General features: G+C 59.1%; 16 protein-coding genes. 5 read left to right on the forward strand and 11 right to left on the reverse strand.

Annotated features, from left to right (window positions below; genetic code table 11):
• Positions 1 to 15: 15 nt before the first annotated feature.
• Positions 16 to 3,783, reverse strand: coding sequence for a DUF1631 family protein (locus ACO06L_RS12045; protein WP_202346015.1), 3,768 nt, complete (start codon positions 3,781 to 3,783; stop codon positions 16 to 18).
• Between the two features lie 171 nt (positions 3,784 to 3,954).
• Between ACO06L_RS12045 and ACO06L_RS12050 the strand changes: the two genes are divergently transcribed.
• Complete coding sequence (locus ACO06L_RS12050) at positions 3,955 to 5,025, forward strand: aminopeptidase (protein WP_064229793.1); 1,071 nt, start codon at positions 3,955 to 3,957, stop codon at positions 5,023 to 5,025.
• Here ACO06L_RS12050 and argA read toward each other — a convergent pair.
• The 7 genes from argA to coaBC all read right to left on the reverse strand — a co-directional run bounded on the left by argA (position 4,999) and on the right by coaBC (position 14,364).
• Complete coding sequence (gene argA / locus ACO06L_RS12055; RefSeq protein WP_064229792.1) at positions 4,999 to 6,306, reverse strand: amino-acid N-acetyltransferase; 1,308 nt, start codon at positions 6,304 to 6,306, stop codon at positions 4,999 to 5,001. The two genes, ACO06L_RS12050 and argA, sit on opposite strands and share 27 nt — an antisense overlap.
• 188 nt (positions 6,307 to 6,494) lie before the next feature.
• Positions 6,495 to 7,664 (reverse strand): acetylornithine deacetylase, encoded by a 1,170-nt coding sequence (gene argE, locus ACO06L_RS12060; RefSeq protein WP_064229791.1) that lies wholly within the window; start codon positions 7,662 to 7,664, stop codon positions 6,495 to 6,497.
• 26 nt (positions 7,665 to 7,690) lie between these two features.
• Positions 7,691 to 8,941, reverse strand: coding sequence for a hypothetical protein (locus ACO06L_RS12065; protein WP_064229790.1), 1,251 nt, complete (start codon positions 8,939 to 8,941; stop codon positions 7,691 to 7,693).
• A gap of 24 nt (positions 8,942 to 8,965) precedes the next feature.
• Positions 8,966 to 9,862 (reverse strand): acetylglutamate kinase, encoded by an 897-nt coding sequence (gene argB, locus ACO06L_RS12070; protein ID WP_064229789.1) that lies wholly within the window; start codon positions 9,860 to 9,862, stop codon positions 8,966 to 8,968.
• A gap of 60 nt (positions 9,863 to 9,922) precedes the next feature.
• Complete coding sequence (locus ACO06L_RS12075) at positions 9,923 to 12,565, reverse strand: phosphomannomutase/phosphoglucomutase (RefSeq protein ID WP_320407622.1); 2,643 nt, start codon at positions 12,563 to 12,565, stop codon at positions 9,923 to 9,925.
• A 95-nt stretch (positions 12,566 to 12,660) separates the two neighbouring features.
• Complete coding sequence (gene dut / locus ACO06L_RS12080; RefSeq protein WP_064229788.1) at positions 12,661 to 13,122, reverse strand: dUTP diphosphatase; 462 nt, start codon at positions 13,120 to 13,122, stop codon at positions 12,661 to 12,663.
• Between the two features lie 42 nt (positions 13,123 to 13,164).
• Positions 13,165 to 14,364 carry a bifunctional phosphopantothenoylcysteine decarboxylase/phosphopantothenate--cysteine ligase CoaBC gene (coaBC, locus tag ACO06L_RS12085; protein ID WP_064229787.1) on the reverse strand — a complete coding sequence of 400 codons (1,200 nt, stop codon included), beginning with the start codon at positions 14,362 to 14,364 and terminating at the stop codon, positions 13,165 to 13,167.
• A 186-nt stretch (positions 14,365 to 14,550) separates the two neighbouring features.
• Between coaBC and radC the strand changes: the two genes are divergently transcribed.
• The 3 genes from radC (at position 14,551) to rpmG (ending at position 15,857) form a co-directional block, all read left to right on the forward strand.
• The gene (radC, locus tag ACO06L_RS12090) at positions 14,551 to 15,225 is read left to right on the forward strand and encodes a RadC family protein (RefSeq protein WP_064229786.1); all 675 of its coding nucleotides are present in this window, start codon (positions 14,551 to 14,553) and stop codon (positions 15,223 to 15,225) included.
• A 228-nt stretch (positions 15,226 to 15,453) separates the two neighbouring features.
• Positions 15,454 to 15,690 carry a 50S ribosomal protein L28 gene (rpmB, locus tag ACO06L_RS12095; protein ID WP_008173462.1) on the forward strand — a complete coding sequence of 79 codons (237 nt, stop codon included), beginning with the start codon at positions 15,454 to 15,456 and terminating at the stop codon, positions 15,688 to 15,690.
• Positions 15,691 to 15,701: 11 nt separating this feature from the next.
• Positions 15,702 to 15,857, forward strand: coding sequence for a 50S ribosomal protein L33 (gene rpmG / locus ACO06L_RS12100; protein WP_008173465.1), 156 nt, complete (start codon positions 15,702 to 15,704; stop codon positions 15,855 to 15,857).
• 66 nt (positions 15,858 to 15,923) lie between these two features.
• Here rpmG and ACO06L_RS12105 read toward each other — a convergent pair whose 3' ends face one another.
• From ACO06L_RS12105 to ACO06L_RS12115, 3 genes are all read right to left on the reverse strand, one after another.
• Positions 15,924 to 16,784, reverse strand: coding sequence for an endonuclease/exonuclease/phosphatase family protein (locus ACO06L_RS12105; RefSeq protein ID WP_064229785.1), 861 nt, complete (start codon positions 16,782 to 16,784; stop codon positions 15,924 to 15,926).
• Positions 16,785 to 16,844: 60 nt separating this feature from the next.
• The gene (locus ACO06L_RS12110; protein ID WP_064229784.1) at positions 16,845 to 17,480 is read right to left on the reverse strand and encodes a thiol:disulfide interchange protein DsbA/DsbL; all 636 of its coding nucleotides are present in this window, start codon (positions 17,478 to 17,480) and stop codon (positions 16,845 to 16,847) included.
• Positions 17,481 to 17,623: 143 nt separating this feature from the next.
• A complete protein-coding gene (locus ACO06L_RS12115) occupies positions 17,624 to 18,232 on the reverse strand; it encodes a c-type cytochrome (RefSeq protein WP_064229783.1) in 609 nt (202 codons plus the stop codon).
• A 176-nt stretch (positions 18,233 to 18,408) separates the two neighbouring features.
• Between ACO06L_RS12115 and yihA the strand changes: the two genes are divergently transcribed.
• Complete coding sequence (gene yihA / locus ACO06L_RS12120) at positions 18,409 to 19,032, forward strand: ribosome biogenesis GTP-binding protein YihA/YsxC (protein ID WP_202346016.1); 624 nt, start codon at positions 18,409 to 18,411, stop codon at positions 19,030 to 19,032.
• The last annotated feature ends 6 nt before the right edge of the window (positions 19,033 to 19,038 follow it).

Raw genomic sequence — 19,038 nt, forward strand, 5'->3', positions numbered from 1 at the left:
GGAAGACTGCCGGAATCAGGTGAGGCTGTCGAGTAAACGGGGCTTCTCGACCACGAAGCCCTGGGCGTAGTCCACACCCAGTTGCCGAAGCATGTCCAGAACGTCCCGGGACTCAACCTGGGACGCAATCACTTCCCGGTGCATGTAATGGGCCATATCCACCATGGAGCGAACCATCGCCCGATCGGTCTCGCTGGTTGCCAACTGGCCGGTAAAGGCACTGTCGATCTTGATCAGATCCACCGGCAACGAGCGCATGAATTCGAACGAACTTGGGCCGCTGCCGAAGTTGCCCAGACAGAACCGGCAGCCGAGTTCTTTCATCTCAACTATGAAATCGGCCACCGACTGAACGTCGTTGATCGCCGAAGCTTCGGTAAGCTCGAACCAAAGCCGCTCAATGGGCGCATCCTTCTCACTCAGCTTCTCATAGATGAATTCCAGCAGCGACTGATCGTTCATGGAGTAGCCGGACAGGTTAATACAGACACCGCCGAAGTGCCTCGGGTCTGGCGCCTGTTCCCTGAGCCAGTCCAGCATGTGACCGACCACCCAGCGATCTACCGCCTGCATACGGTCATAGCGCTCGGCCATGCGGACGAAGTCCCGGCCAGTGATCAGGGTGCCCTCATCATCGTACATGCTGATCAGCACCTCATACTGCGCCGCCATGGAGGCGTTCGCGTGCAGCGGTATGATTTTCTGGCAGCGCAGCAACATGCGCTCTTCATTCAGGTCACTAAGACTGGCAACCTTGGCGGCGATCTGCTCCTGGCGCGACTGATCTTCAGCACCCAGAGCATACTCCGAAACCTTCCCATGGCCCTGCTGCCGGGACGCTGCCAACGCCTGTTCAGAGGCCCGTAACCAGCGTTCTGCGCTGACAAGTGCCGGCAAAGTGGGAACCACACCGGCACTGGCCGAAAGCCGATAGGCCCGACCACCAAAACTGAACTCGGCGGCCTCCACTGCCCTGATCAGATCCCTGGCCGCATCGCTGGCACTCTCGGAGGGCACCAGCATGGCAAATTCATTGCCTGCCAGTCTGGCCACGGGCATACCATCACCCACGTGGCTGCGCAGAATATCCGCCACCCGTTTGAGGGTCTCATCGCCGGCCTGGTAGCCGGCAGTATCGTTCAGCAGGCGGAAGCGGCGAAGATCCAGGCGCACCAGGGAGCGCTCATCTTCCCGGCGGGCCAGTTGCTGATCCAGCATGCGTTCGAATTCCCGTCGCCCCAGAAGGCCGGTCAGTTCATCATGGGTGGAGGCCCAGGAAAGCTGGTCGTAGACCTTGCGAACCATCCGGTCGATGCTTTCATCCACCAGCGGCCGCTCATACTGGCTGTCGGGAACAATAATCCCCTTGCGCATTTGCCGGGCCAGTGCCTCAAGCTCCAGCTCCACCACACGCATGCCCTGATGGTTCACAAACACGAAACGGCTGAATCCGCGGGCAATCCAGACCAGGCGGATGTACTGGGGCTCGTTGGGGTTTTCCTGGTCCCGGAGCCAATCACCGGTGCGCAATTGCTGAGCCCGGTTGATCCAGCGCTGAAGGCTGCGCTGTTCCCGATCGGACAGCTTCTTCGTGTCCGCTTGCTCCGGCTTGGCCGGCGGCACCTCAACCAGTTCGGGACTTTTTTCCGGGCTGCGGACCAGGAACTGCTTGAGCTCGTCCCGGATTTGCGAAGACGGCATATGGTTGCTGGAAATGGAAGCCAGGCCATCCTGGATGACCCTCAGCAATTCCGGCAGGTTGATGGAACTGTTGGGATCGTCAGCGAAGGACAGCAAGGAATCGATCACCGCCAGATAATCCTGCCAGAGCTGACTGTCCGGTCCCTGCCGGATCCAGGTCAGAGAAAGCAGGTCCCGCCAACCGCCGTCCAACAGACTAAGCACGGCCTTGGGCACCTTGCGCCCGCCCAGTTTCTGATCCAGCACCTCGGACACGGCCTTTTTGGATTCGGCCACCTTCTGGGCGCCTTCTGCCGCCGCTGTAACACGCTCGACGTTCCTGCGATAGACGAGATTCTGACGGTCGATCAGAGTGTCCAGCTCCTGAACCGTATGCTCAAATACTCCGGTGTCCTGCTCAAAATCCGTGGTAATCCGCTGTACCAGCTCATCAACCCGTCGCTGAACCACCGGATTGATACGGCCACCCTTGACTCCCAATTGGGCCAGGCGGTTCATCACCCCCCGAACCGGGCTGTCCTGATCATCAAAGAACGCGGGGTCGCGCATGACAACTTTCAGAACGGGCACTTCCAACTGCCGCATACGCTGCTGTGCGTACTCACTGAGTTTAGGGCTCTCCACCACTGACTTGAAAAAGCGGTCGACCACATCGACCGTTTCCTGCTGCTCCTCATCCAGCCTGTTGTCACCGCTCGCCTTGACCTTCTCTACCACCCGGTCCTTCAACGGCGCGAGCTCTTCACCCGCTTCAACGGTCTGTGACTGCAACTGCTGAAGCTCCCGCTGGAGTTCTCCGGGCGATAGTGGTCTGGCGTTTGGCTGAAACGGCATGGGTTCCGGATCGCCCCGGGCTACACGGCTCGCGCTTAGTGTGTTGAGCAGATTGCGTACGGTTGCGAATGCAGTCTGGGCGGCCTGGGCATAGCCCCGGAATTCGCCGCCCAACATTCCGGGTTTCCGGCGTGGCTGAGCCTGTCTGGCAGGACCCTCATCCGCTTTTGGCTCGGACTTGAACCTCGCAGATGCACTCTCCTCCGCGACGGGCTCTGGCTGAACCTGCTCCTTCGTTTCCTCCGGCTTCGCCTCGGCCTGCTCGCTCAGATACTTGCTGAGATCCAGGTCTGGCAGAACGCCATGGCGAATCAGGATATCGTTCAGTTCTTTATAAAGGGGACCCAGCTGTTGCAGCACTGTCTGTTCAAACACCCGCAGGCAAACCTTCTCCACCTCCCGGGACGCCTTGAGCTGGTTAAGGCCATGGTGGAACGCTTCGCAGACCAGAGATGGCCCGAGGGGGTTGTGGTGGCCCGTGGCGTTGGCGATTCCAAGTTTGTCCAGCCGAAGCTTCAGCTGCAGCAGGTCGCCACGATACTGGGTATCCGCCTTGGTCACCATCACCCGGATGGTCAGCCAGTCCTCGAACTCGCCCTTGTCCACCACCGACAGCTCGGAGCCGGGGAATCCCTTGGGGGCGGGCTTCAACGGCGATTCCAGGCTTCGCGCCATCTGGTGCCAGATCACTCGTTGCCGGGCCTGGATCTGGCCGGAGGCGTCCATGTACTCATTGGCCTGTTGGTCATTCGAGGCTTTCTGGGCTGCCTGCTTCAGGCCCTCCACCATCTGCACGAAACAGGCGTCCATCAACGGCTCGATGAACTGGATCACGGCCTTGGCAGACTGGTGCAGGACGAACTGGACCCGGTCGCTGGGGGCACGGAGAGAGGAGCGATCCTGTCGGCGGGAGCCACCGCACTGTTGCAGCATGGCATCAACCGCTTCCGGGTTCGGACGGCTGAAATTGACCCCCATGGCGCCATCAATACGGCGAACAATGCTGACATGAAGTTCATGACGTCGGGCGCCGTCGAGGCCACGGAAACGCACAATCAGTTCCGGCGGTGTGCCGGAAACAAAAGCCCGGTCCAGCTTCTTCGAGGTTTCACTCGAATAGCGAACGAAAAGACCCTCCGCACAAAAATCGGCGATCTGGCACGGCCAGGCCTCACCGGTTCCCAGATCAATCTGGGCGGCAAGCTTGATAGGTTGGCGGGGGCTGCTACGACGTTCTCTCGGATCCATGAACTACCTGATATCTCGCAAAGCCGGAACAGTCACCGAACACACTGCCCGGTACCGACTCACGTCCCTGAAACGATGGCGGATGCCACCGGCTGCTACTATAGAGACCATGATTGTACTATAGCGGCCTGGCCCCCACAGGCAAACCAATCCACTATAACATCCTGACCCATGAAACAGCTTAGTCAGATCTATCTACTTTTGCTACTGGTAACAATGCTTAACGGCTGTTCGACCATTGGCTACTATTCGCAAGCTGTCAGTGGGCATATGTCCCTGATGATGTCGGGAGAACCGGTGGAGAAGGTCTTCTCAGACGACACAACGCCGGTGGAGCTGCGGGAAAAACTCGCTTTGGCTCAACAGGCCAGGGAATTCGCCGCTCAAAGACTGGCCCTGCCGGTGGGAGACGCCTTCAGCGACTACGTGCAGCTTGAAAGACCCTGGGTGGTGGTAAACCTGGTGGCCGTACCGGAGTTCTCGCTGGAGCCACACCGCTGGTGCTACCCGGTTCTCGGCTGCCAGGCCTACCGGGGCTACTTCAGCCTGGACGATGCGCGTGCCGAGCAGGCGCAATTCCGCGACAACGGCTTCGACACCTTCATTGGCGGCGTGACCGCCTATTCCACTCTCGGCTGGTTTGATGACCCGCTGCACACTGGTTTTACCCGCCTGGAGGAGGACCGCATGGTCGCCCTGATTTTCCATGAACTGGCCCACAGGGTGGTCTACATTGCCGATGACACCGCATTTAACGAGAGCTTCGCGACCGCGGTGGAGCTGGAGGGGCTCAGACTCTGGTTATCGGAACAGGGCAAGCCCGGCCAGTTCCGCGAAGCGTTGGGCCGTCTTGCTCGCCGCAACCAGACCCTTGCCCTGGTGGAGGACTTCAGCGCCCGACTGGAAGCCCTTTACGCCCAAGCAGACAGTTTGCCAGACCAACATCTCCGAGATCGCAAGGCCGCCATCCTCCAAGACCTGGCTATCGCCTATCAGGAACTTTCTGCGGACTGGCCTGAACCCGGACCGTTCGGGCCGGCCCCGGTCAGCCTGAACAATGCCAATCTGGCGCTGTTTCGCCAGTACAACCAGCATGTACCGGCTTTCCGGCAGATGCTTCGGAACGCAGACTACGATTTCCCGGCTTTTTACCAGGCCGTGGAGGCGCTCTCCGAAAAACCCGAACCCCAGAGGTCCGACTACCTGGCTGCCCTGTCACAGCGGTTTGAAGAACACCTTTGAGTTCCGCTGGGTGTTATAGGAGGCCAGCTTGGGCCCCGGCAGGGCCTGGACGGTGGAAGGCTGGAAGCCACGCTCCCGAAACCAGTGCTCGGTCTGGGTGGTCAGCACAAACAGCTTCTGGATGCCCTGCCCCCTGGCCAGCTTCTCGACCATCGCCAGAATCTCATCGCCCCGCCCGGCCCGGCGATAATTCGGATCCACGGCAAAACAGGACAGCTCGCCGGCACCCTCCTCGGGGTAACTGTAGAGGGCGGCACACCCCACGATGGTCCCGTCGCGCTCGGCCACGACAAACCGGTCAATCTCGGTTTCCAGCATCTCCCGGGAACGACGAACCAGAATGCCCTGCTCCTCCAGCGGCTGGATAAGCTCCAGAATCCCGCCGATGTCCTCCACCCGGGCCTGACGAAACTGCTCATAATGATCACCACTGACCAGTGTGCCAGCACCGTCCCGGGTAAAAAGCTCCTTCAGCAACGCGCCGTCGTCCACATAGCTGATGATGTGGGCCCGCCGTACGCCCTTCACACAGGCATCACAGGCCGCCCTGAGGAGGTCGGCATCGTGACCGGTCACCGCGCCGGAAGCCAGACGCTCGGACGCCTGGCGCGCCGACAGCTCCCGGATCAGGGCGCCGTCCTCTTCCTGCAAGCCGGGATCATCAATAAACACCATCAGCTTTTCGGCCTGCAGTGCCGCCGCCACCTGGCTGCCTACATCCTCGTAGGAGAGGTTGAAGGCATCCCCGGTGGGCGAATAGCCCATGGGCGGCAACAAAACAATGTGACCAAGCTCCAGCAGTTTCTCGATGCCAGCCACATCCACCCGGCGCACCTTGCCGGTATGGCCAAAATCGATACCGTCCAGCACACCCACGGGCTTGGCGGCCACATAATTGCCGCCACTCACCCGAATACGGGCATTGTGCATCGGCGAATTCACCAAACCCATGGAAAGGTGGCTCTCTAGGTAGGCACGCAGGCCACCGATGGCCTCCATCACCATGCTGAGGTGCTCTTGCGGTGTAATCCGCAGACCTTTGGCAAACGACGATTCCACGCCGGCGCCGTCCAGCCGCGCCTGGATTTGCGGGCGGGCACCAAAGGCAACGACCAGCCGCACACCAAGACTGCTCAGCAGCGCGATGTCATGGATGATGTTGATGAAGTTCCCGTGCTCAATGGCATCCCCTGGAATGGTCAGCACCACCGTACGCCCGCGGTGGGCGTTGATGTAAGGGGATGAATGGCGGAATCCATGCAGCCAGTCGTTTGATTTCAATTCGAATACTCCAAGCTTTTTTCTTTACGCGGCCCGCAATTCAGTTTGACGAACACTGTCGGGAGCCCTCTCCAAAACCGTGGAGCGCCAGGGATGGCGCGACCGAGCCCTACAGGGACGTATTTACGGGCGTGTTTTGGAGAGGGCTCCCGACAGTGTTCAGCCCCCTATTTGACCCGGACTCCAGCCTAAAGGCAAAACTGTCGGATGAGACCCTGCAGAATCTTCACGGTTGGTTCCAGTTGAGACAGCTCTATAAATTCATCGGGCTGGTGCGCCTGATCGATGGACCCGGGGCCCATAACCAAGGTTTCCAGGCCGAGCTTCTGGAGCCAGGGCGCTTCCGTGGCGAAAGCAACGGCGTGGGCGGTATGGCCAGTCAGTTTCTCACAGGCTTTGACCAGGGCCGCATCGGCCGGGGTTTCGAAGGGCGGTACCCCGTCGAAGAGCGGCTCGAATTCCAGTGACAGTTCCCGGCGTTCTGCGATTGGCTGGACCTTGCTCAGGATGGTCTGGCGCAGGGTCTCCATGTTCATGCCCGGCAACGGGCGCAAGTCAAAGTGCAGTTCGCACTGGGCGCAGATGCGGTTGGGATTGTCACCGCCGTGGATGCAGCCAAGGTTCAGGGTTGGAAACTGCACCTCGAAGTTCGGATTCCGATACTTTTCCTGCCAGCCTGACCGGAGTGCCAGCAATTCGGTGAGCGCTTCGTGCATCCCTTCCATGGCATTGCGGCCGAGGGCCGGGTTGGAAGAGTGGCCGGACTGGCCCTCGAACTTCAGACGCTCCATCATGATGCCCTTGTGCATGCGCACCGGCTTCAGGCTGGTGGGCTCGCCGATGACCGCGTAGCGGGCCTTGGGCTTGCCGGCTTCGGCCAGGGCCCGGGCACCATCCATGGAACTCTCTTCGTCGGCCGTAGCCAGTATGATCAGGGGCTGCTTGAGGTCTTCGCCCACAAAAGCCCTTGCCGCTTCGATGGCCAGCGGGAAAAAGCCTTTCATGTCGCAGGTGCCCAGCCCGTACCAGCGGTTGTCCCGCTCGGTCAGGGTAAAGGGGTCGCTCTGCCAGCGTTTGTCATCAAAGGGCACCGTGTCGGTGTGGCCGGACAGCACCAGACCGCCCGGGCCGCTACCCAGGGTTCCAATCAGGTTGAACTTTCCAGGCATCCCGGGCACTTCCAGGATTTCCACGGTAAACCCGAGAGCCTCCAGCCATTCTGCCAAGGTTCGCACTACGGGCTCGTTGCTGTGATCCCACTTCGCCGACGCGCTACTGATGGAAGGCAGCGATATCAGGCGGGCAAGCATGTCACGAATGCCCGGCACCGCTGCGGATTTGCTATCGGACTGCGACATAGTTTCCTCTCAGATTCCCACTGGAATCATTGTGCACGGCCCCGACGCCAGACTTCAAAGTTGACGATGGCCCGGATCAACATCGGATAGGCGACTTCACCACCGGCAACCACGCGGGCCACTTCCAGCTCCCGTTCGCTGACGCTCACCAGGCGGCCCTCCACGACATTGTCGTTGGATAGCGTTACCCGCACCCGGCGATCGACCCATTGACCGGCATTCTCGAGGTCTGCGGGATACCAGCTTTCAGTCTCTGGATCTTCCCTTGGCACCACCGGCTCAACCGCCACCTCTGGCGTTTCCTGAATAACAGGCTCAGCCTCGGTCAGATAGACGTCTGGCACACCTGCCCCATTATATCGAACCGGCCAGCTCAGGCCCTCGCCATCGTTCTCATCCGCTCTGACGGGAACTCCGAACATGGGCTGATCCGGTTGCAAGCTGACCGTAAGCTCACCGCCCTCGAGCAGCCACTGCCGATAAAGCGCCTTCAACTGGTCGCTGGCTGCAAGGCCCCGGGCTTCAAGTCCAGCGGACAGCGCCTCCACCACGCGCCCGGCCCATACGGTGGTTTCAATGCCGGCTTCGCGGGCGCAATAGGCGGCAACGCGGCGCATCAGGCCCCCATCGCGCAGAGTAAGGCTCATCGGCTCGGCACCTCTGGAAACGGAAAGTTCTGAATCCTGAATCCGGATTCGGGCATCAGACCAGTCCAGTTCAAGACTGCCGGTGCTGATGGTATTCAGCTCCGCATGGAGGTTTCCAGGGGTCTGGCGCACGAACCCGTCTCCGGCGAGTGCTGTGATGCCCATCCGGATCAGATCTCCACTCCCCAATTGCTGGCGGGGATCTGGCGCACAGGAAAGGACAAACAGCGCCGGATCACCATCACTGTTGGCGCCCTCTGCGGTGACCCAGTTGCGAAGCATCGTCGGATCCAGCGTCAGGCCAAGGCCATCGAGTCGCAGGATCCACTGGGCCGGCAGATTGGTCGGATCGACGAGAGCAGACAGCAAGCTGACGGGGGAGCCCGCATCAAACTCCACCCTGGCTATATCCAGCGGCTGGGTAAGCTCGAAATCCTGCCAGCTGGCGTCGTTCAGGACCAACCTGCCCTCAAGGCCGGAACTGATACTGCCCCTATGCAGCACACCATAGGGTTCCAGAGACTGTCTTGCTTCGGCCATGCGCTGGTCTGTGAACCACCAGACACCTGCCTTGAACGCAGCAAAGCCGATCAGAACCAGTATTACCAGCGTCGCAAGCAGGCGCTTCATCTGGAGACTCCTTGTCGGGTGTCGTCAGTTACGGGAAATCAGGGTGCCGACACCCTCATCGGTGAAGATCTCCAGCAGACACGCGTGAGCGACCCTGCCGTCAATAATATGAGAGGTGCGAACGCCGTTCTCCACAGCACTCAGGGCACACCGGATCTTGGGCAGCATGCCGCCATGAATGGTGCCGTCCTCGATAAGGTCGTTGACCTGTTTGGCCGTGAGCCCGGTAAGCACCTTGTCGTCCTTGCTTTTCAGCCCGGACACGTTGGTCAGCAAGATCAGCTTTTCAGCTTTCATGGCCTCGGCCACCTTGCCCGCCACCAGGTCGGCATTAATATTGTAGGAGGCACCGTCGGGCCCCACACCAATCGGTGCAATCACGGGGATCAGGTTGCTGCGGGTGAGCATGTCGATCACGTCCACATTCACACTGGCAACCTCGCCAACGTGGCCGATGTCGATAATCTCCGGCCGTTCCAGCTCAGGTGAACGGTTGACCACCTCCAGCTTGCGGGCGCGGATCAGGTTGGCATCTTTACCGGTAAGCCCCACCGCCATGCCACCATGGGAGTTGATCAGGGACACGATTTCCTTGTTGACCTGGCCGCCCAGTACCATCTCCACCACATCCATGGTTTCGGAATCGGTCACCCGCATGCCGTTGACGAAGCGCGACTGGATGTTCAGCCGCTCCAGAAGCTCGCCAATCTGAGGGCCACCGCCGTGGACAACGATCGGATTGATGCCCACAAGTTTCATCAGCACCACATCGCGAGCAAAACTGCTCTTCAGGTCTTCGTTTTCCATGGCGTTACCGCCATATTTGATGACCACGGTCTTGCCGGTAAATCTTTGAATATAAGGCAGGCCCCGGCTCAGTACCGAAGCCACCTGCATTGCTGTTTCACGATCCAGCGCCATGTTTTCGCCTTGTTAATCCTGAGTTAATACGTGTCTGAAAATCGTCGGTGGACTCAGGGATCAGAAATCCGCCACCAGATCCGGCGCCGCCTTCTGCAGCTGATCCCGGAACACAGACTTGATACGTTCCAGTGCGTCCTCTGTTTCCGCCTCAAAGCGCAGAACCAGAACTGGTGTGGTGTTTGATGCCCGGCAAAGCCCCCAGCCATCGGCGTAGTCCACACGAATGCCATCGATAGTGCTGATGTTGCCGTCACCGAAGTCGCCGGCCTCACCGAGACGTTCAATAATGTCGAACTTGGAGCTTTCGGTCACTTCGACATTCAGCTCCGGTGTGCTGATATCTTCCGGGAAATCCTCGAAGACTTCATCACTGTGCCGGTCTTCGATGCCCAGAATTTCCAGCAGGCGGGCCGCGGAATAGAGGCCATCATCAAAGCCATACCAGCGCTCGCCAAAGAAGATATGACCGCTCATTTCCCCGGCCAGGAGGGCGCCTGTCTCTTTCATTTTTGCTTTCATCAATGAATGACCGGTTTTCCACATGATGGGCCTGCCACCAGCTTCGGATATGACACCTGCCAGCCTGCGGCTGCACTTAACGTCGTAGAGAACGTCTGCACCCGGATTTCGGGACACCACATCCCGGGCGAACAGCATCATCAGGCGATCTGGCCAGATGATCTTGCCGGAATTGGTCACCACACCCAGTCGGTCACCGTCGCCATCAAAGGCCAAACCGATGTCAGCCCCTTCGGACTTAACCCGGGCAATCAGATCGGCAAGATTCGCTGGCTTGCCAGGATCGGGATGGTGATTCGGGAAATCACCATCCACATCGCAGTACAATGGAATCACCTCGCAGCCCAGCTCCTCGATGAGCATGGGCCCGAGTTCACCGGCAATGCCGTTGCCGGCATCGACCACTACCTTAAGCGGTGCAGCTACCGCTATGTCGCCAACAATCCGGTCCAGGTATGCACGACGCACATCCTCGGTGCTCTGACTGCCCCGACCGCTGGCAAAATCCCCGCTCTGAATTCGCTGATACAATTTCTGGATGGCCTCGCCCGAAAGGGTTTCACCACCCAACATGATTTTCAGACCGTTGTAGTTGGCCGGGTTGTGGCTGCCGGTCACCATAACGCCAGAGCCGGTCTGGAGTTCGTGGGTGGCAAAATAGAGTACCGGCGTGGGCACGGCGCCCACATGAATCACGTTGCACCCGGCGGCCATCACACCGCGTGCCAGGGAATCCGCCAGATCCGGGCTGGAGTGGCGGCCGTCATAACCAATGCAGAGGCTGTCGACACCTCGCTCCAGGGCCTCGGAACCAATGGCCCGGCCAATGACCTCCACGCCCTCGGCGGTCAGGGTTTCGCCGACAATGCCCCGAATGTCATAGGCCCGGAAAATATCCTGGGACAGCTCCACCTGAGGCAGGGCCACCTCTTCCACGTCCGGGGTATCACCGGACCCAAAGACCGTATCGTCGCCGCTGCCGAAGCCGAGAACGTCCTCATCGCCATCGAGCATGTCGATGTCGGGCATGTCCTTATCCTGGAACAGCGGCTCATCGCCGCCCTTGGCGGCACTGCCGCCAGACTTGCCGGAACCACCCTGCCTGGGTTTTGCCGTTTCTCCGGCCTTGGCGACCCGTTTTTCAACCACCTGGGACAACCGGTACAGTACTTCGCCGGTTGAGGCCACCATATCCCAACGAAAGGTCGGTAGTTTCACCCGCTCTCCGCCGAACACCTTGTGGGCCCATTGGATCAGGGCCGTCACGTCCTGACGCAACCCCTTCTGGGCACCGCCCAGCAGGACCCAGACGATGATGGCAGCGATCAGCACGGGAACTCCGACCAGAATGGCGATCATCACCGTGTCCACTGGCGCCGCGGATGATTTGGCGGGGGTATAGGTCACCGTCCAGTCAGGATTGGTTAGCCTTCGGGATTCAGCATTCCCGGAGCCACTGCCGCTACTGACCACTGTGCGGGATGAACCGGACACGGTCTGCACCAGCGCCAGCTGGCCACCGAGGCTGGAATTGACCACTTGAAGCAACGGCTGGATCTGAGAGGAGTCAAAGATAATCAGCAGGCTTCCGATGACCGCATTGCTTGTCGGATTACGTACCGGGGTCGCCATCTGGACAAACCAGCGGTTATCCCGTGGAAACGCATCGGGGAAGAGTCGCTGGCCGGTTTCAGCGCGTCGGGCCAGCTCAAGACCCGAGAAGCCCAAAAGTCCCTCATTGCTTGAGGTGCGCGGAATGTCACGGTAAGGAAACAGATGGACCGCCTCAATGCCTGGCAAAGAATCCGCCAGCTGCACCTCGGTTGCCGGTATCGCGTTCCGGCTATTAAGCGCCTGAATCACGTGCGGCTGGGTAGCCAGGCCATCAACGCTTTTCTGGACCTGGTCAAAATATTGGTTCAGGCGAAGCGCTGCGGCATCCGCCTCCAGGACTTTCAATGATTCGAAGCGCTCCTTTGCCGAAGGCTGGACCACCAGAAAATGAAGCAATGCAACAGCAATCACGCCCGCCAGAACCACGACCAGTGACTGGTTTACCGCCACAGAATTAAGCCGCTTGAGTTTGGGCCCCGAGGCACTGGCCTTTTCCTTTTTTGCCGCCTTCTTTGATGGTTTTTCATCAACGGACGCGTCGGCATCTTTCTTTTTACCCAGCTTCATAGTCCATCCTGCAGTTGTAATTTTATCGTCCTGGACAAGCAGTTACCCGCAAAGTATAGACGCCGGCACGCGGTTCTGCGTGGCCGGCCTCCAGCTCACCGCGTACCAGTGGAGCCAAAGCCACCGTCACCACGGGCACTGGCGTCAAATTCCGAAACCACCTCAAAATCGGCCTGGACAACGGGTACCAGCACCAACTGGGCCAGGCGTTCGCCCACGTCCACGGTAAAGCTGGTGCGCCCCCGGTTCCAACAGGACACCATCAACTCGCCCTGATAGTCCGAATCGATCAACCCCACCAGATTGCCAAGGACTATGCCGTGCTTGTGGCCGAGTCCGCTTCTGGGCAGGATCATGGCCGCCAGTGACGGGTCTGCGATGTGGATCGACAACCCGGTGCGGATCAGTTGGGTATCACCCGGCTCCAGGGTCAGCGGTTCGTCCAGGCAGGCCCTGAGATCAAGGCCGGCAGAGCCTTCGGTGGCATACTCGGGAAAGGGAATCTGGTTACCGATACGGTCATCCAGAATACGTACCTGAAGATTTTTCCTGCTCATTGGGGGTCCTGTCGATTGTGGTATCGGGTACGCTTCGCTGAATCAGCGGGCGGCCTGACCAAGATGTTCGCTTATCATTGCCACCAGCGCTCGGGCAATGTTCGTTTTGCTGTCCGGCCCGATAGACGTCTGGCCACCCGGCCAGAACACGGTTACCGCATTATTGTCGCTGTTGAAACCCAAGCCCGGTGCCGACACATCGTTGGCCACGATCATGTTGAGCTTCTTGCGTTGCATTTTGTCGGTGGCGTAGCTGGCCACGTCGGAAGTTTCCGCCGCGAACCCCACGGTAAACGGCGCATCATCACGCCCGGCAATGGTTGCCAAGGTGTCCGGGTTGCGCACCAGCGAGAGCGTCATGGCCTCACTGGATTTCTTGATCTTGTCCCCGGCACAGGTTTCCGGGCGGTAATCCGCGACGGCGGCGGTTGCAATAAACAGGTCGCAACCCTCATCAACGGCAGCCGACGTTTCCCGCAACATGTCCTCCGCCGTCGTCACCGGGCGCACTTCGACACCGGTTGGGGGCGTCAGTGCCACCGGCCCGCTGACAAGTACCACCCGGGCGCCGGCCTTGCTCGCTGCGCCGGCCAGGGCATAGCCCATTTTCCCCGAACTGTGGTTGCTGATATAGCGGACCGGGTCAATGGGTTCGCGTGTGGGGCCCGCCGTAATCACCACTGTCTTGCCAGCTAGTACCCCATCGCTTCCCTGATCAATGAGACCGAAAATCGCCTCTGGCTCCAACATTCTTCCGGGACCAGTATCGCCACAGGCCTGCGCTCCCTGATCGGGTCCCCATAACTCGATCTGGGAATCCTCCTGCAGAAGCCGGATATTTCTCTGGGTACGGCCGTTACTCCACATCGCCTGATTCATCGCTGGCACCACCGCAATAGGCGCTTCGGTTGCACAACAGACGGTGGTCAGCAGATCGTCCGCCATACCCGTGGCCAGACGGGCAATAAAGTCAGCCGAAGCCGGCGCAATCACCACCTGGTCGGCCCATTTGGCCAACTCGATGTGCCCCATGCCCGCTTCCGCTTCAGGGTCCAGCAGGGAGGTCCGAACCGGTTCGCCACTGAGGGCCTGGAAGGTGAGCGGCGTCACGAAGGCTTCCGCTCCCCGGGTCATGACCACTCGCACCTCATGGCCAGCCTTCTTCAGCTGACGCACCAGTTCGGCGCTTTTATAGGCAGCAATACCACCGGTCACTCCCAGGAGGATTCGTCTGGCGGCCATAGGGGCTCCGTTTACGCATAAAATGAAAGGCTTATAAGATAGCATGCTCAGGCCGGAGCGACAGCCTGCCTGGCCCGGCATACGTTTACCGATTGTTACTTTTTAAAGTAACCTTTGTAACCCTGAGATGCCCGTCTCGGTGCAGGAAGCGCCCGGGCAGAACATGACCAACGCAAGGAAGCCAACATGACTGACTCCACCTGGCCCACGGACGAGCGTCCGCGGGAGCGCCTGCTCGCGCACGGGGCGCAAACCCTCTCTGACGCCGAACTGCTCGCCATATTTCTACGCACCGGCACCACAGGCATGCCGGTTATGGCCCTGGCACGTTACCTGATTGAGGAATTCTCCGGGCTTCGGGGGCTGCTGACCGCCTCCCAACGCCAGTTCTGCAATGTCAAAGGCCTGGGGACGGCAAAATATGCCCAGGTTCAGGCGGCCATGGAAATGGCGCGCCGGGTCATGGATGAACCACTGCGCCAGGGTGACCCCCTGCGATCTCCCGAAGATACCCGCCGCTTCCTCACCAGTCGACTCGGAACATATCCCCACGAGGTGTTCGCCGGCCTGTTCCTGGACAATCGCCATCGCGTCATCCAATACCGTGAGTTGTTCCGGGGCACCATCGACGGCGCGGCCGTCTATCCACGGGAAGTGGTGCGACAGGCCCTGGAGGACAATGCGGCGGCGGTCATTTTCGCTCACAACCACCCCTCGGGCGTGGCAGAGCCCAGCCAGGCTGACATTTCCCTCACCCGTCGACTTAAAGAGGCTCTGGGCCTGGTGGATATCAGGGTTCTTGACCATATGGTTGTTGGCCATGGTGAGGTAATATCTCTCGCCGAACGGGGTCTGCTGTAAAGCCTGGCATTTAGCGGTGCACGCCAATGCCGGAAAACTGGCCAAATTCCCAACAATTTTTTGCGTTGGGGGGCGAGTTCTGGTATAAAAGCGTCCCTTTCTGGCGGCGTCTGGCGAGCAGCGTTCAGTTTAGAGGCGCGAATGGGGGCGTAATGGCTCCTTAGCAACCAGAGACGCATTAAAAACGAATTCGTATTATTGAGACCATTGCTCAGGTCGGAGGCAAGTATGTCCAGAGTTTGTCAGGTTACCGGTAAGCGTCCGGTATCCGGTAACAACGTTTCCCACGCGATGAACCACACTCGTCGTCGTTTTCTGCCGAATCTGCAGAACCACCGTTTCTGGGTTGAGTCCGAGAAGCGTTTCGTGAAGCTGCGCGTATCCACCAAGGGCATGCGCATCATCGATAAAAAAGGCATTGACGCTGTGCTGGCCGATCTTCGTGCCCGCGGCGAGAAATTTTAAGGAGCCGCATCATGCGCGAGAAAATCAAGCTGGTTTCATCAGCAGGTACTGGTCACTTCTACACGACCAAGAAGAACAAACGTAACACTCCGGAAAAAATCGAGATCAAAAAGTACGATCCGGTTGTCCGCAAGCACGTTGCGTACAAGGAAGCCAAGATCAAGTAATTCCTGATCCGGCAGCCACAAAAAAGCCCGGCCAATGCGCCGGGCTTTTTTGTGGCTCGCTGTCGCTCAGAACTTCTCCAGATAGCCCTCAGGTAACGCCACATCCATGGCGATAGGCAGGTGATCCGACATCGGATAGCTCACCACCTCGGAGCGACGGATCTCCAGCGAGGGACTTACCAGAATATGATCAAGCGCCTTCTCCGGCCGCCAGCTCGGAAAACTGTGGGCAGTGCCTGGCAAGGGCACCAGATCGGTTTCCTTCAGGGGCGTCTGGGTAAGCAATTGCTCGGCGTGGGCATTCATGTCCCCCATAAGCACAACATGCCGGTAGTCAGCGATCAACTCCCGGATATAGCCCAACTGGCGTTGCTGGGCCGTCTTGCTGAGCGAAAGATGCATCAGCACCAGCACCAGGGGATCATGCTCTGTTCCGTACCTTGCAATGATGGCACCCCGCCCCGGGATCAGGCCCGGCAATTTATGCTCAGTGACGTCCAGGGGGCGGTACCGGCTTAACAGACCGTTGCTGTGCTGGGCAATCTGCCCGAGATTCCGGTTCAGCTGCTGGTACCAGTAGGGAATACCCGCCGCTTCCGCCAGGTATTGCACCTGGTTGATATAGCCACTGCGCAGGCTGCCCCCGTCGCACTCCTGCAAAGCCACCACGTCGTACCCGCGCAGCAGGGATGCAATCCGGTCCAGATTATCGATGCGATTACGGTGAGGCAGTATGTGCTGCCAGCTTCGCGTCAGGTAATGGCGATAGGACGATGTATTGATACCCACCTGGATGTTGAAGGTGAGCAAACGAATGTGTCGCTGCGGCTCGAACTCGGGAACATGCTCAGTCCCGGAGCAGGCACCCCTGGGCCCGCCGGCCGGCTTCAGGATGCCATTCAACTGTTTTCTTATATGCTTGTACATAGTGGCGGTCTCAACCGGCCGGCTGCTTGTTGTACTCGGCTCTGGCGTATTGGCGCGGCCTTACTCCACCTCGCCCCGCTCTTTGGCAACCAGGTAGTCCACCACGTCCAGAACGGCCTCATGGCTGCCGGCCATGGATGCACTGACGGTGTACTTGCCATTAACCAGCATAGTCGGAGTTCCGGTGATCCGCGCACCGCGGATTTTCGACTGGGCTTTTTGCATGCGGGCATTCACACCAAAACTTTTATAGGTGCTGACAAACTCATCCGGATCGACCCCATAATCCGCGACGAAGTCGGCAAGGGCTTCCGGCGTATTCAGGGGGCGGCGCTCGCCAGCAAGCGCATCGAACAGGGCATCGTGCACCTTGTCCAGCTCACCCATGGCTTCCAGGGCATAAAAGGCGTAGGCGTGAGGCTCCCAATTTCTGCCCAGTGCCGCAGGGATCTTCACGTAGTTGACGTAATCAGGCGCATTAGCCGCCCACTCCTCAACCAGGGGCTTGAAGTTGTAACAATGAGGGCAGCCGTACCAGAAGACTTCCGCTACCTCGACACCGGAATCACTGTCGGTTCTTACCGGGTTATCCAGCCGGTTGTAATGAGTGCCTTCTTTCCATTCTGCGGCGTTGGCCAGGCCAGAAACAGACAGCGCCAACAGGAGCAGGAAAGCCGTTCTGAAGGATCGAAACATGAAAAATCTCCGGTTATCTGAATATCGTTTTGGGAGGATTATGACCCAGCGTACCTTAAAAGTTCCACAGGTCAGCAGTTACAGAAACGAAAGGCAACAAAAAACCCCGCACCAGGCGGGGTTTTCGGTACAGTCCGGCGGCTTCAGTTCAGGCCGGAGATGTAGCTGGAGACCGCTTCGATCTCGGCATCGGTCAGCTTTGAGGCGACGTCCATCATGATCGATGCGTTGACACCACTCTGCCGGTCGCCATCGCGATAGGCTTTCAACTGCTTGGCCAGGTACTCGGCGTTCTGGCCACCCAGCGCCGGGTAGCCGGCGGGCTCGTTGCCAACACCTTGCGGGTTGTGACAGCCGGCACAGGCCGGGACGCCCGTTGCCATGTTGCCACCACGGTAAAGTGCCGCGCCCTGATCGACCAGATCCGGATCAGCCTGACCAACCACCATGTCCTGGGCGTTGAAGTAGGCCGCCAGATCCTGCAGATCCTGGTCGTTCATGTTATCCAGAATACCGGTCATTTCCGCGATATTCCGCTCTTTATCCTTGATCAACACCAGTTGGCGATACAGGTATTTTTCGCCCAGACCGGACAGCTTGGGATAGGCTCCCATAATGGGCTTGGCACCATTCTGTCCGTGACAACCGGCACATACCGCTGCGTTCTGTTCGCCTGCTTGAGGATCTCCCGCCCCGTGCGCCATCGCCGTGAGGCCAACACCGAGAACTACTCCTGCGATCAGTTTTTTCATGCTCGCTCCGCTTCTCTCATCTTTTAAGGGTATTCTTCGCTATGCAGCCGGCAGGCGCTGACCAGTCAGGCTCAAAACCGGGGCTGACAGCGGTCGCGCGCAGCGCGCCGCCCGGAATTGGTGTAGCATTATACATTAATCCCTGATAACTGAAATCCAAAGGAAAGCCAACCGCTGTGGACCCTGATCTGACTCAAAAAAGCCTCTCTTTTAACAGCGCCCGATTTCTCATCAGCGCTTCCCGTCTGGATGAGTGCCCGCCAGATTTCGGTGCCGAGGTCGCCTTCGCCGGCCGCTCCAACGCCGGAAAATCCAGCGCGCTTAATGCGATCACCGCTAATGGCAAGCTGGCCCGGACCAGCAAAACCCCCGGACGCACCCGGCTGATCAACTTCTTCTCTCTAAACCGCGAGAATTGCCGAATGGTCGATTTGCCCGGGTACGGCTATGCCAAAGTATCCAGGGACATGAAAGACGACTGGCAACAGCACCTGGGCCACTACCTGAATGACCGGCGCTGCCTGCGTGGCCTTGTTCTGGTGATGGACATCCGCCACCCGCTGACCGATTTTGACCAAATGATGGTGGAATGGTGCGAGCATAACAACCTGCCGTTGATGATTCTGGCCACCAAGGCAGACAAACTGAAGTTCGGCCAGGCCAAAACCGCCATGCTGGGCATTGCCAGGGACCTGAAAACCTATTCCTGCGTCGAACATCTGATCATGTTCTCCGCAACGTCAAAACGGGGCGTGGACGAATGCCGGGAGGCGCTGATCGACTGGTTGGAAGCAGAGTAACAAGGA

The organism is Marinobacter sp. (genome assembly GCF_965229985.1).
Lineage (GTDB): Bacteria > Pseudomonadota > Gammaproteobacteria > Pseudomonadales > Oleiphilaceae > Marinobacter.

What these genes read in the sequence shown, in the direction of transcription:
- ACO06L_RS12045 (WP_202346015.1), bottom strand. Translation starts at nt 3,783, where the DNA reads ATGGATCCGAGAGAACGTCGTAGCAGCCCCCGCCAACCTATCAAGCTT.
- ACO06L_RS12050 (WP_064229793.1), top strand. Translation starts at nt 3,955, where the DNA reads ATGAAACAGCTTAGTCAGATCTATCTACTTTTGCTACTGGTAACAATG.
- argE (WP_064229791.1), bottom strand. Translation starts at nt 7,664, where the DNA reads ATGTCGCAGTCCGATAGCAAATCCGCAGCGGTGCCGGGCATTCGTGAC.
- ACO06L_RS12065 (WP_064229790.1), bottom strand. Translation starts at nt 8,941, where the DNA reads ATGAAGCGCCTGCTTGCGACGCTGGTAATACTGGTTCTGATCGGCTTT.
- argB (WP_064229789.1), bottom strand. Translation starts at nt 9,862, where the DNA reads ATGGCGCTGGATCGTGAAACAGCAATGCAGGTGGCTTCGGTACTGAGC.
- ACO06L_RS12075 (WP_320407622.1), bottom strand. Translation starts at nt 12,565, where the DNA reads ATGAAGCTGGGTAAAAAGAAAGATGCCGACGCGTCCGTTGATGAAAAA.
- dut (WP_064229788.1), bottom strand. Translation starts at nt 13,122, where the DNA reads ATGAGCAGGAAAAATCTTCAGGTACGTATTCTGGATGACCGTATCGGT.
- coaBC (WP_064229787.1), bottom strand. Translation starts at nt 14,364, where the DNA reads ATGGCCGCCAGACGAATCCTCCTGGGAGTGACCGGTGGTATTGCTGCC.
- radC (WP_064229786.1), top strand. Translation starts at nt 14,551, where the DNA reads ATGACTGACTCCACCTGGCCCACGGACGAGCGTCCGCGGGAGCGCCTG.
- rpmB (WP_008173462.1), top strand. Translation starts at nt 15,454, where the DNA reads ATGTCCAGAGTTTGTCAGGTTACCGGTAAGCGTCCGGTATCCGGTAAC.
- rpmG (WP_008173465.1), top strand. Translation starts at nt 15,702, where the DNA reads ATGCGCGAGAAAATCAAGCTGGTTTCATCAGCAGGTACTGGTCACTTC.
- ACO06L_RS12105 (WP_064229785.1), bottom strand. Translation starts at nt 16,784, where the DNA reads ATGTACAAGCATATAAGAAAACAGTTGAATGGCATCCTGAAGCCGGCC.
- ACO06L_RS12110 (WP_064229784.1), bottom strand. Translation starts at nt 17,480, where the DNA reads ATGTTTCGATCCTTCAGAACGGCTTTCCTGCTCCTGTTGGCGCTGTCT.
- ACO06L_RS12115 (WP_064229783.1), bottom strand. Translation starts at nt 18,232, where the DNA reads ATGAAAAAACTGATCGCAGGAGTAGTTCTCGGTGTTGGCCTCACGGCG.